At 40.3% G+C, this 14350-nt stretch carries 8 protein-coding genes; all 8 read right to left on the bottom strand.

All coding sequences use genetic code 11. The features are described from left to right. Positions 1-39: 39 nt before the first annotated feature. Entirely contained in the window at positions 40-1704 is a 1665-nt protein-coding gene (locus PCY70_RS01465) for a nuclease-related domain-containing DEAD/DEAH box helicase (protein ID WP_305768166.1), read from the bottom strand. 112 nt (positions 1705-1816) lie between these two features. Beyond that, positions 1817-2065, bottom strand: coding sequence for a hypothetical protein (locus PCY70_RS01460; protein ID WP_305768165.1), 249 nt, complete (start codon positions 2063-2065; stop codon positions 1817-1819). Beyond that, positions 2019-5657 (bottom strand): chitobiase/beta-hexosaminidase C-terminal domain-containing protein, encoded by a 3639-nt coding sequence (locus PCY70_RS01455; RefSeq protein WP_305768164.1) that lies wholly within the window; start codon positions 5655-5657, stop codon positions 2019-2021. Before PCY70_RS01455 ends, PCY70_RS01460 begins: the two co-directional genes overlap by 47 nt. A gap of 159 nt (positions 5658-5816) precedes the next feature. Beyond that, a complete protein-coding gene (locus tag PCY70_RS01450) occupies positions 5817-8213 on the bottom strand; it encodes a hypothetical protein (protein ID WP_305768163.1) in 2397 nt (798 codons plus the stop codon). A 21-nt stretch (positions 8214-8234) separates the two neighbouring features. Continuing rightward, entirely contained in the window at positions 8235-10385 is a 2151-nt protein-coding gene (locus PCY70_RS01445) for a right-handed parallel beta-helix repeat-containing protein (protein WP_305768162.1), read from the bottom strand. A gap of 237 nt (positions 10386-10622) precedes the next feature. After that, positions 10623-12302 (bottom strand): extracellular solute-binding protein, encoded by a 1680-nt coding sequence (locus PCY70_RS01440; protein WP_305768161.1) that lies wholly within the window; start codon positions 12300-12302, stop codon positions 10623-10625. 37 nt (positions 12303-12339) lie between these two features. Continuing rightward, positions 12340-13251, bottom strand: a complete 912-nt coding sequence (locus tag PCY70_RS01435) for a carbohydrate ABC transporter permease (RefSeq protein ID WP_044149987.1) — start codon at positions 13249-13251, stop codon at positions 12340-12342. A gap of 15 nt (positions 13252-13266) precedes the next feature. Further along, positions 13267-14241 (bottom strand): ABC transporter permease, encoded by a 975-nt coding sequence (locus PCY70_RS01430; protein ID WP_029488314.1) that lies wholly within the window; start codon positions 14239-14241, stop codon positions 13267-13269. Between the last annotated feature and the right edge of the window lie 109 nt (positions 14242-14350).

The raw sequence follows: 14350 nt of genomic DNA, 5'->3' as shown, positions 1-14350 counted from the left end.
TAATATTTCTGCCTCAGCTATGGCACCTGCCAACGTTTCTTAAAAGCTGGGGCTATCGTAAATTTGCTTTAGCAATTTTCCATACGACTCCTTTTCAAAACTGCTAGCGTGTAGTATTAATTTCTGAAACGCCCTCGTCAACCCTACATACAGTAACTTCTTTTGCATCACCGTCTCCTCTCCCGGCTCCCAACTACAAAACATATCTGTGTCTAGCAATATCGCTACTTTTTGCTCTATCCCTTTTGCCGAATGATACGTCAATATTTTGATATTCCTATATTTTCCAAATTTTTTCGCCAAGTCATTTGTTCTCGTTAATATCAGAATATCATCCGCATCGTAGCCCGCTTCAAATAGTTCATCTACTGCAATCTTCACCTTTGCATACGTCCCTTCTATAAAATCGATTGTTCCTGTTTCATCATTACTTTTCAATTCATCTTCGTTATAACAATAAAAATTTCTTACATCTTCTTCTAAATCTTGCTGCGATTTTAAAAACGTCAATGCTAACCGCGTTATATTCATCCCCGTTCTATATGCATTCTTTAGCAATTTGGAGCGTCCTCGCATATCCATTCCAAAATCCTGGCTCCAGTTATGTGCTTTGACGTTATAAATGCTTTGAAGCTTATCTCCTGCCAAAAATATGTTTTTATGCGTTCGCCCATCGGCATCCGTATGCGACTTGCATAACTGTATACACAGCCGAATCCAGGTATCTTTGAAGTCTTGAAATTCGTCGATTAGTACCGCATCATATGTCGGTCTTCCAACATTTAATGCCAATTCCACCGATCTATCCCACCAACTCGCCAGTACCTTTTTGCGTCGGTCTGTCTGAATCTTTTGCCCATGTAATTCTTGAGCCATCTTATGTAATGTTGAAACCGAAATATTCTCGGTATTTATATTTCCTCGGTATGGCATATACTCCGCCGCTATTTCTGCTACTCGCAATTCTATCTTGTCTGCCAGAGAATTGGTAAATGTTACTATTTTAATTTGCCAGTCCGGATGCTCTTTTAGCAGGTATATTGCTCTTGTTATTAATATAGATGTTTTTCCGCTCCCTGGCACTCCCGTAATCATATAGTGTCCCAGCGGCATTCGTTGCGCAAAGTTCAATTGGTCCACGTCTAATGCCGATATCGACTCCATATTCGAAATCCTACATTCGGGAAACAAACTGGTTCGCACTGTAATCATTTCTCGCTCCGACATCACTGCCACTTCTCCTCTAAACAAATCCTCTGCCTTTAGCTTTGCTACCTGATCTTTTGATATACGCAACACCTGGCTCGATCGAAGCGCCCCACCAAATGTTGCCATTTCATCTTCTCCCAAATTCATAAACACTAATGCCGCATACATCGGCGCCGTTATATAATTATTTAGCACTATTGTTTTGCAGGCATTCAGGTACTTTTGCACCTGTAATATAGGATTCTCCACTACTCGCTCTATCAGTACCGCAACTTCATTATTTATATTTCGAATATATCCCAAAGACCAATCTTTCACTTCGATTATGCAAATTCCACGTCTCGGATCAATCAATATCAAATCTGGCCTCATCCTCCCCATATTTGGCTGTATATACAAATACGCGCAGCTGCCCCTATACATCTCCTTTAGCTTTTGTACCATTCGCTCTTCTCCTGTAGTCAGCTCTACTGCCTTATTCATTATTATTTGCAATGATATCATCTCCTCTTTCCGATCAATCTCATATAGTATGTATATTAACCATATATTGGAAAAATGTAGAGATATAGCAAAAGGGCACAGATTACTCTATGCCCTCTATCCCTTATTCTATTGCCATCTCAATTTCTATGCTCATTTCAAACGCGTCTTCAGTTTCTTCAAACCATTCTTCCCATTCACCTAGCTCTTCAAAAAACTCTTCATTTGTCTGGGCAATTTCTATTTCTTCTTCTGTTTCTTCTTCTGTTTCTGCTATCTCTGGTATCTCTATTTCTTCTATCTCAAAATCACTATCATCTTCAAAATTAACATCTACCGCATCGAAGGTTGTTTCGATTAAACGTACCTTCAACTTTAATCGGCCTCGCTTCCGAACTCTTTGCATCAAATGTCAACGTATATTTTTTTCCTGCAGCTACATCGATGCCCTCTTGAAATAATTGCGTATGCCAAAACTCTCCCGCCTTGGTGTTATCGATTTCCAATACCATTTCACCTGCAACAACTGGAGCTGGCGGATGTACAGAGTCGTTCGTAGACTTCCAGGTGTGCCAATTCCCCTCAGTTGGTGCAAAGAAGTCGCCATTTTCCACTAAATTTCCAGTTTCAGCAGTATCAAATCTCACTGCCTCCACCATAGCCTTAGATGCTACACCCTTCGCAGATACGGCAATGGCCGAAATTACTGTATCTTCCACAATTACAATAGGCTCTTCATATGCTGTTGCAATATCCAAATAGTTATCTTCAGTAGGTTTTGTACCATCTGTGGTGTAATATATCGTTGCTCCATCTGCCGGAGCCTCAAACGTAATTGCCTTCGTATCGCCCTGATTTGCGACGCTCTCAATTTTTGGAGCTGCAGGTTTCTCGAATCCCTCGCCTATCTCATACACTCGCACATAGTCCACCTTCATTTCTGCTGCGGTAAAATCCTCGCCTGGTCTAGTGCCGCCATCATAATTTCCGCCCACTGCTAAGTTTAGTAAAATATAAAATTCCTTATCAAACGGAGCGGGAAATTTATATGCCTCGCCAGTTGCGGGATCTATCGCTTCCGTATACCATTCAGTTTCTGTGTGATACAAGTTGCCATCTACATACCAGTTTATCTCCTCTGGATGCCATTCTATTGCATAAACATGTTTGGTCGACAGATCTTCCCCATTTGGAAAAGTGTAATGACCGCCAGAATATTTATTTTTCGGCCAGCTACCTCCGTAATGAATGGTGCCATCAACTTTATGCGGCTCTCGCCCTCTTGCTTCGACGATATCGATCTCCCCTCCTGATGCCCAAGTTCCATACTCGTCAGTTGCAGGCAACATCCAAAATGCTGGCCACATCCCGTCTCCTGCCGGCAGAGTAATTGCGGCTTCAATGCGACCATATAAATTGGAAAATCCTTCAAATTCTGCTGCCGTATTTTCTTGTGCAGCAGGGTTGGTCCACAGCCTCGATGATGTATAACTCATCCCATCCTTGGCTTCTTTTTTAGCGGTAATAACTAGCTCACCATTTACAACTTGCGTATTTTCCTCTGTATAAAATTGTAGTTCATTGTTCCCCCAATTCGCTGGACCGCCGTTTTCCGCCGCCGTACCAATTTGAAATGCCCATTTCGAAGCATCTACTTTCTCTCCGTCAAATTCATCTGCCCAAACCAATTTCCATTTAGCATCAGTGATCACATATTCTGCCGTCATAACCGCTGATGCTTCCATCCCACTTTTTGTTGCAATAGCCTTGAGCGTCGTCGTTGTTGAAACAGTTATCGGCCCCGTATATTTTTTCGATGATGCAGTTGGCGTTGTCCCATCAGTTGTGTAATATATTTGCGCATCTGCCGTAGCCGTCGATAACTCAACACTCTGTGCCGTAGTATATTCTCCAGCTGCGATACTCACCTTTGGCATTTCCGCTTTAGCTATAGAAATTACATATTCTGCCGTCATAACTGATGATGCTTCCATCCCACTTTTTGTTGCAATAGCCTTGAGCATCGTCGTTGTTGAAACAGTTATCGGCCCCGTATATTTTTTCGATGATGTAGTTGGCGTTGTCCCATCAGTTGTGTAATATATTTGCGCATCTGCCGTAGCCGTCGATAACTCGATGCTCTGTGCCGTAGTATATTCCCCAGCTGCGATACTCACCTTTGGCATTTCCGCTTTAGCTATAGAAATTACATATTCTGCCGTCATAACCGCTGATGCTTCCATCCCACTTTTTGTTGCAATGGCCTTGAGCGTCGTCGTTATTGAAACAGTTATCGGCCCCGTATATTTTTTCGATGATGCAGTTGGCGTTGTCCCATCAGTTGTGTAATATATTTGCGCATCTGCCGTAGCCGTCGATAACTCGATGCTCTGTGCCGTAGTATATTCTCCAGCTGCGATGCTAACTTTTGGCATTTCCGCTTTAGCTATAGAAATTACATATTCTGCCGTCATAACTGATGATGCTTCCATCCCACTTTTTGTTGCAATAGCCTTGAGCGTCGTCGTTGTTGAAACAGTTATCGGCCCCGTATATTTTTTCGATGATGTAGTTGGCGTTGTCCCATCAGTTGTGTAATATATTTGCGCACCGCTGGTGGATGTCTTTAGTTCTACCGTCTGCGTTCCAGTGTAATTTCCTTCATCAATATCTGTGTACGGACGCTTAACCTTCTCTTTGGAGCTACTTCCCGAATTATTACTCGAATTGCTACTCGAACTGCTAACAACAACTTGTGGCTTATCGCCAATAATTGATTTATGCTCCAGATATGTATTGTGTTCAGTGATTCTAGCCATCTGCAATTCATCTTGCAATTCTTTTGGAAGCATAGGCTGTTTTTGTAAAACTTCTGTAATCCACTCTTCCCATTCCGATGAATAGTCTCGCGCATACTCTCTTGCCTCTTTTTCGGTATATTCATTATTCTTCATCGAGACACTCTCCGCCGTTATAGCAATCCAGTTGGGTACAAAACCAATCTTTACACCTTTTGCTTCCACAAGAGCATCTCTTACCTTTATCTCACCCGCCACTGTTCCTGCACTCTTAAACTGTAAATTGGTAATTTTTGTATTTGCATCTCCTGTAATATTCACGTTCCCGTCATATTTGTCCACTACCATTTCAGCCATTTTGCAGTTCTTAAGCACAATCGGCTTATCCCCGCCTCCATTTATAAATACTGTCCCTAGAACTGTCACCCCTTCAAGAGTTACATCTCCTGCTCCTATGCCTTCATTTATATATAAGTTACCTCGTATCGTTGTATTTTTTAACGTCACATTAGTACAATTTATCACCACGCTCGAATCCACATACCCTTCCACGTACTCACCAGGCCTATTAATTATTTTTTCCGAAACCTTAGATACCATTGTAATAAACTCCGCTCTAGTTATATTTGTCCATGGCCGCATTGTCCCATCCGGAAATCCTGAAATATATCCATTAGATATCATCGCATTCACACTTTTCTTTGCCCATTCACTTATCATATGCGAATCCACAAACATCGCGGCCATATTACTCGTATCGATTTCATACGCATTTGCTATAGCATACATTGCTTCCTCTCTCGATATTAACTGATTTGGTCGAAACTCTGTACCGTAATCATTCATTATCCCCTCTGCCGCAACAGCATATATAGCATAACTTCTGGGTTCATAAGCTCCTACATCAGTATACTTTTTTTCCGCTGAATATGGAGGTAAGCCAAATATATTTTGTATATACATAGCGAACTCACCTCTTGTCATAAATTCATTAGGCTTAAACGTGTTATCTGCATATCCAAACACAACACCCATATCCGAGAATTCATCGATCTCTTTTTTGGCCCAATGACTTTGGGTATCAATAAATTCTACTGCAGAAACTGGGGGCGCTCCAATTGCAATGCTCATCAATATTGCCACTGCTGCTCTAATATTTATTTCCATATTTTACGCTCCTTTTATACATTATTTGGATAAATTTTATTATAGCATAGATATTTTCGTTAAAGGAGTCAATATTTTTGCATAATAGTATATTATTTTTACTATATTTATTAAAATAAAAAAAGAGCTCCATGCATCTCTACACGAAGCTCATATTTTTTATTCGGCAACAAAAGTCCAAACTGAACCCTCTACCACTTCATCATCCACGACGCTATCAACCCTCCAGGCATAGCTCTTTCCTGCAACTAATCCTTCTGCGACATAAATATTATTCGACTGCCTTGCAACCTCCGACATACTGCTTGCATCTGCCCCGAAGTAGACCACATTCTCTGTCGCACCGTATGCCTCCTTCCACATTAAATCTGCTCTTCCAACTTCATATCCCTGAGAAACTATCGGCACTGTTGCTTGCTCATCCATATATCCTGGTATCCAATATGAATCAGAATCCATGTGATACGCTCCTATGTGTACATCTCCCGCATATGCAGGATCAATAAATGGCAACGCGTTTTCTCCCACGCTATTCGCATCTATTCTCTTTGCTTTTCCTCGCAACTCTCCCGTTGGTCTAAAATCCAAATTCTCTGGATCTCTTAATAATGTAGCAGGGTCGCCATCGTAGTTATTGCTCATCAATGTTGCTGTATTCAAAGGCTCTATCTTAGAAAAATGATCCGACAGTATTCCTGCATTATTGTAGATCCATGTATTCTCATTAAAGCCGCCCATCTTGTGATCATCGAGAACCGTAATTCCTATCGCCTCTGCCGCATTTGAATCTATAATTGTATTGCCTATTACATAATGCTCGGCACCCTTCACTTTCACTTGCCCCACATTCCAGGTAACGTTGTTTGCCATAGTTCCATTTTTATCATACTTCACAGTTGCTGCGTTCCCCATATTGGCAGAGTCAAATCTCATACTCGACTTTGGCGCGTCATGAATCCAGTTGTATCGAATTTGTACTCCATCTTGTACACTTGCTCCTATATTTATCAGCGACCCATCATGCTGAATTAGACTCATATTGGACAGATCATTATACATAATACTGGCACTCTTTCCGGCTCGTATGCCTTCTGAATTTCCCGCAGTGTGAACTGTATTATTGTGAAATACCGCGTAGTCCGAGTTAATCAAATTTACTGTACCCTCCGCACCAGTGCCTATATTTGTATAATCAATATGGTGCATTAGATTGTTCTCTACCACGTTATATCTTCCAGACATTTCCAAAACCGGACCATCCATATATGCGAATTCACAGTTTCTAACCGTATTATGCGTTTCTATTGCAGGGTTCTCTAGCAATATCGCTGGCGTCACTAGCATGTTTAATACTTCCGGTCTTTCATAAATATCCAATACAAGTTTGTTATAGCTTGGATACAAAAACTCTGAATTTTCTATTGTAATGTGATTTGAATCTGTGGCTTTCAACGTTGTTCCAAAGTAATCAATCCCCGCCACTGTGATATACGCACAGTCAGACATATCTAGAAGATACGACTGCGCCTTTGCAGAAAATTCTTCAGTTGGTGGTCCATCTTCACTGTACACATAAATCTTTTTGCTATCTTTATCAAAATACCACTCGTCTTCATGATCTAAACACATTAACCCTTCAAAGAAATAGTTTCCTTGCTCCATAGTCAAATTTTTATGAATCCAGTTGTTAGAACCCTTTCCATCTTTCCCTGCCCAAGTTTTTGCATTGTTTGCCATTGATGTACCCGATCCACTAAAGTCTGTGTTAAATTTAAAATTATCGCTTCCTACTTCATGCTCAGTTACTTCATTTGCCCATGAAAGCCACGACCCCATATGCAATACTACATTAGCGCCTTCTAAACTATATCCCAGATCTGCTATACCCACATCGTTTATTCCTGGCCTTGCATAGCCATAGGCAACGTGGCTGCCTTCGTCTTCTCCCTCTGCAGTGACTCCCGTCTGATTCGCATCATAAAAATGTCCAAACGATGAAATAAACTTGCCATCAGCATCTTTGGCAGAACTTAGATGCCGCGTCGACTCTAGTACGTTAAATATATACCCTATGTCATCGCCTTGTTCCCAGCTAGCATTTGGAAATCTGGCAGTGGTCACCATTTTTTCGTCCCTAAACAATTGCCACACGTCTCTGTCCATTTCAACTTCATAAACATTATCCATTCCTGCCGTTTTCGTCCAATTACTAGGCACATCCACTGTTCCATAAAACGTTACCGCTTCGTCTTCATAATTTGTAATAGTAATAGGATTTTCTGCCGATCCCTTCAATCCTTCGATTACCACAGAGTCAACAGGATAATACTCGCCCTCTCGAATATAAATCGTAGAAATTGCGCCTCCGCTAGCAACCACTCTATCCACCGCCGCTTGCAATGATGCCAACGGTGCTGAAATGTCACCTGCCGCACTGTCCGATCCTGTTGTTGCAACAAATACGGCATTCTCCTCTGCAGATACATTCATTTGAGTTACACCAAATGTCGCTGCCGCCACCAATACAAATCCTAATGCTTTAGTCCAAATTTTCATATAAACTCCTCCTTCTATACTTTACCACCAGTTATACTGTTTCTTGCTCTCATCTTTTCCTCGATCATATTCATCGTCCATCTCTCCCGCATATTCCAATGCACGTAGTCTATCTGGATATTCTGCCGTTAGCCCCATCACAGAGACATCGATTTGATTTATGCCTTCTATTTTCGCTGCAAACGAAAAATCATGGTGCACAATATCCTTAAAAATTGGATCAACATTTTTGCTATTGATCTCGTTATTTTCTTCGAAATGCTCTTTCACACTTCCACTCTTACAAAAGATAACGTTATTTTCTAGATTGCAATGCTCTGGCAAAGATGCGCCATCTGAAACCAGATACCCTTTGCCAAAAACCTGCATCTCATCGCCGCTATCATAAATAATATTGCCTACAATATCGGAGCCATAGCATGCCTTTTCGCCTGGATATGATGCAAAACGAATGTACCCGTTTTTGCAATTGGCATCGATAATAAAATTGTTCCTTATGTGGTTAAAATTTTTGCGAGTTATTCCAGATATATTAGTTTTGTATATTACATTATTTTCCATGATAGTTCCGCGTTGCCAATCATCAGTTCTCATAACACTACTCGAAAGGTAGGTTGAAATATGATGTACAAAGTTGTTTCGTATTATGTTCCCATCGCCCGCTCCAGAAACGTTAATGGCGGAGCCGTCGCCGATTTTTTCTAATACCTTATAAACTTCATTAAACTCCACCACATTATTTCTTGCATGTAAATACGGCAAGTAGCTGTCTAGCTCGTCATCTGCGGCCACAAACGTTTTTTCAATCTCTGCCCATCTTATAGTTTTTGATGCTTCATCGAACGTATGCTCCGGATGCTTCAGTATCGTAACCCGCACTCCACACAGCCCAATCCCTTTTCTAGCAGAATGATGTATCTTATTGTGCGAAATCAAATTGCTACCGCTTTGCCATACAAATATCGCATGCCCATGCCATATCTCTTCTCCGCATCGTGTAATTAGGTTGTTTGCAATAATATTGTTGCAGTTGACATCCTTGGTTCCTGGGCCGTATCCGCAAAGCAAGATCCCCATATTTCCTATGCCATCTAGCAGATTATTCTTTATCACTATCTTCTGGCAATGCAAATCCAACCTTATCGCTGTTGCGCTTGTTGAATGTATGTAACATTCTGTTAATGAGCACTCTTCGGCTCCTCTAAATCTTATTAGCGAATTGGTCTTATCGAACATCTCCCAGTCGTGCTGTATTCCCCATCCTTTATAACCTGCTGCAGTTGTATCTCGCTTTCCAAACGCAAATTCTAAACCTTTAAAATGTAAATTTCTTACTGGCGTATCTTCTGCTCCCTCATAATCTGTATCTCCATAAATCAAAAAGTAACATTGAACTGTCGGTACCTTTATGTCCATTCCAGCAGGGTCGCCAAAATAGTATATCTCCCGTTTTTTTGAATTCGTGCAGAAAAACCCTTCCCTATTCATATAGCTAATATCGTTCTCCACACGCATTCCGTCGGGTTTTGCACCAACCGGAGTCGTTGCCTCTATCGCTAATAATGCAACGCCATCTCCAACTGCCGCGACCGGGAGAAGATTCATCGTCCATGGCACTGGCATAAACCGTAACTCCACATCCTCCATATTTTCTCTTGCTTGTAAAAAGTCACCTTCAAATTTTACTTTTCTTAGTAAACTTTTATCCTCATATGCGGCAATGTTTAGGCTATCCATCCTTTGATACTCCATTCGCTCTTGCTGTACCATCTCGCTATGGCATCTTTCCAAACTTTCGTTGCCATCAAAGAGCGTTAATACTTCATCAACTCCATCTGGAAAGCCAGCCTTATAAACTTTGCCTACCGCACAGGCTGGTAAGCCCTCCAAATTCTCTGCCAATATCCAGCCCCCCACTGCTTTTGCGGAAGAAAATATAGGCACCTCATCTTCATAGGCCATATAAGTCACCTTTTTATCTGCGTTCCCTCCATCTGCAACAGTAAACATGATTGTCTGTGTAACCTCATATACGCCTCCACGAATAACTACATTCACTTCTCCCGCAGAAATTTTTCGTACTCGTTTTTTCGCCTCCTCCATTGTCGCTATCGGAGACTCAAGAGTTCCTAAATTTGCGTCATCGCCATCGGTTGCCAAATAAATATTCATACAATCCTCCTTTACCAAATCAGCCATAAAGTTACTTTAACCAGCTTAGAATTTACTTTAAGTCGCAACAATTGGTTACTTTAACCAATTAAACCTTCTACTTTAACTATAAAACTTAGTTCCTTTAACTAGCCTAGAATTTACTTTAAGTCGCAACAATTGGTTACTTTAACCAATTAAACCTTCTACTTTAACTATAAAACTTAGTTCCTTTAACTAACCAAATTATCTGTTCGCTTATTTTATTCCGATATCGCCATACTGCGCTTTATACGATTCATTTATGATTTCCTCTAATCTGTCAACACCCATATTCTCTATCATTTTAATATGGTCATCCCACTTATCAAATTCTCGCGTTCCCATTATAAATTCCGGAATTACTTGCGACAAATATGTTTCTAGTCCTGCTGTTATATCCACGAACTCATTCATATCATCCTCGCTTATTGCAACAGGAAGCAAAAACCTTTCTTCATTCGCTGGTGCATACTTTTCCTTCGATTCATCATATAACTTTTGCTCTATATCTAAATCACCCCCGATTGCCATCTGCCCATTTCTAAAGTCATCCATAAAATTTAGAGGCGCAACTTTTGCCCAATTTTCATTTTGCACTTTCCCAAATGAGTTAATTCTCTCATACACAGCCATCTGACCGTTTAATCCAAGTTTTGCCGGATCGTTATTATACTTCCAATCCACACCTTCTTTTCCCATCGAAGATTCTAACGTCCCTTGCTTTGACATCAGATAGTCTGCTAACCTCACCGCTGCCGCAACATTTGTACACTCGTGCGTTATGATATAGCGCCCTAGCATCGGCGATAGAGGCACATATCTCGTATACTTCTCTCCGCTTGGCCCCTCCAACGGCGCAAGTGCCGTCCACTCCATCTGATTTTCCACTCCATTTACACCTGCTCCCGGTGCTCCCGCAGTAATAACTCCCACATAATTCGCTTCGTTTCCTGTTAGCGTTTTCAATTGCTTCTGATCTTGCGTAAATGAAACTGGGTCTAGCAGTCCCTCTTCTACTAACTCATTCATATACTGCAATCCTTGCTTATACGCATCTTTGTCGAAAGCAACTTCGATTTTGCCATCCACCACTGTAAACGAGATTTCTTCTGCTATATTTCCATCAAATTCATAGTATGGAATAAACGCCGACATCACAAATGGCAATACATTAGTTGACCACCCAGTTGCGGCCCCCACAAACGGAATCTCATCTTTCTTTCCATTGCCATTGGGGTCATTATCTCTTATTGCGATCAATAGCTCCTTAAAATCATCTGTTGTTACCGGCAATTCCATATCTAATGCTTCGAGATAATCTTCTCTAATCCAAGCCTTTTCTTGAAACTTAACGTGATAGGTTTCTTCTATACCCGAGATAGCATACAATTGATCATCCGGAGTTTTTGATACTGCTTCAAATATCTCTGACGAGTCAAATACATCTACTATATTTGGCGCATACTCTTCAAGATAGGGCTCAATATTTACAAACAAGCCCTGATCTTTTCCAAAAACCATCTGCTGTGACATATTAACATCAAACCCCAAGAAAATGTCTGGCAACTCGCTCCCTGTTGCAAGCATAACATTCAATTTTTCTCCCGCACTAGTTTGAGAGACCACTTGCCACTCGATATTTATGCCCGTTTTCTCCTCCAGATGTTTCGTAAATGCATTTGTGGTAATATCTTCCACTGTTGCTTGCTGTGCAACCATAATTTTCAGCGTAATCGGCTCCTTTACTATAGGAAACACCCCCGCAGGATTCACGTTTTCATCGGTATTCATAATTGTAATCTGCTCGCTCTTTTCTTCTTCTCCAGATTCTCCAGAACACCCCGCAAATGATAATAACATAACCATACTCAATCCAACTAATAATTTTCTCTTCATAATAATCCTCTCCATTTCTATCGTTTCGCTAAATCACTTAACCTTTTACCGCTCCAGTCATTACGCCTCGAACAAAATATTTTTGCGCAAATGGGAATAAACACATTACTGGCACGCTTGATACCACTATAATTGCATACTTGAGAAGCTCTGACATCCCCTGTACTGCGTTCATTGTTTCTGGATCCAACGGCATTACAGACGGATCGATTGTATTTAATGTTAGTATTTCTCTTAAAACTAGTTGCAGTGGATATTTTGAGCTATCATTTAGATAAATTAGGCTGTTGAAAAACTCATTCCAATAGTCCACAAACGTAAATAATGCTATAACTGCCAAAATCGATTTAGATAACGGCATAATAATTTGCCACATAATTTTATACTCTGTTGCACCGTCAATCTTTGCCGCTTCAATCAACTCCGAGCCTATAGTTTGCATATAAAATGTTCTTGCCAAAATTACGTTTCTTACTGGCAACAGCCCCAAAATAATTACAGCCATTCTTGATCCTACCAACCCCAAGTTTTGCATCAGTAAATAGGTTGGTATCATTCCTGCGCTAAACATCATTGTGAATGTTAGGAGAAACGTGATTTGTTTTCTCCCAAACAAACTTTTTCGAGAAATTGGGTATGCTATCATCAGCGTTAAAAATACGTTTAGAACAGTTCCTGTTATTGCAATAAATATTGTATTTGCATAACCACTCCAGATGTCTTTATACTCAAAAACTGCTTTATATGCTTCAAGCGAAAAGTCCACTGGCAAAAAAATTACTTGGCCGTTGGATACCGCATCTGGCGAACTAAACGACGCGCTCACTACATATATCAACGGGTATATCGCCACCACTGCCGCGCATAGCATAATAAAATAGACCATAAATACAAAAACTCTGTCTTCAAAACTTAATCCCTTTTTAAAAATGCTCGAAAAACTATTCATTCTATTTCCCCCTTTCTACCACAACGAACTATTGCCAACTTTTTTGGCTATCTTATTTACCGTTACTAACAGGATAAAATTTATTACACTTGTAAATAATCCAATCGCAGCAGAATATGAAAAATTTGGTATCTGCGCCGCTAAACCTATCTTATACGCATACGTTTGAATTACTTCTGAATTTGATATATTCATGCCATTTTGTAATAGCAAAATCTTTTGGAATCCAACTTGAAGCAAGCGCCCCACGTCCATTATTAACATTGTTATAATCATAGGCAATATTCCCATTAGATCTATATGCCTCACGATATTAAACTTGGATGCCCCATCAATCGCTGCAGCTTCATACAGCTCTGTATCGATGCTGCTTAGTGCAGATAAATATATAATCGTTCCCCAGCCTACGTTTTGCCATACACCGCTCCATACATATATAGAAGAGAACATTTCTGGCATCCCTATAAAATCTTTTTGTTCAAAACCCAGTGCCTCAATTCCTATATTGATTAATCCCGTTCTCGGGGCCAACAATTGTAAAATGATTCCGCACATCACCACTACCGAAATGAAGTGTGGTGCGTATGTAATCAGCTGTACCATTTTTTTAAATTTTCCGTTTCTGGCCGAGTTCAAAACTAATGCAAAACATATAGCCAGAGGAAATGCCACTATCAACTGATATAAACTTAGCGTAATTGTATTTTTTATGATATCCCAAAAGTTATAGCTACTTACAAATCGCATTATATTTTCCATTCCAGTCCACGCGCTGCCCCATATCCCATCTATTGCCCGATAATCTTTGAACGCTATTTGCAAGCCATACATCGGAACGTATCGAATTACTATAAAGAAAAGTAGCGGCACAGCCATAATCATATATAAAGGTATACTTTCTTTAAATTGTTTTTTCCAATGCTTATTGTATTTTTGCTTATTGCATTTTTTAGATGCTTTCGATTTTAAACTCAATTTTACTTCATTCATATATTTTCCCCCTCACTGTTTGTAATTTTTATTATATAGAATTTCGATATGTTTACAAGAAACAGTTTTTGTATTTTGGTTAAAAACAGAGTGTTTCGGGAGATAACAC

It is taken from the genome of Candidatus Epulonipiscium viviparus (genome assembly GCF_030708075.1).
Taxonomy (GTDB): Bacteria; Bacillota; Clostridia; order Lachnospirales; family Cellulosilyticaceae; genus Epulonipiscioides; species Epulonipiscioides viviparus.
This window is presented reverse-complemented; position numbering and strand designations above follow the sequence as displayed.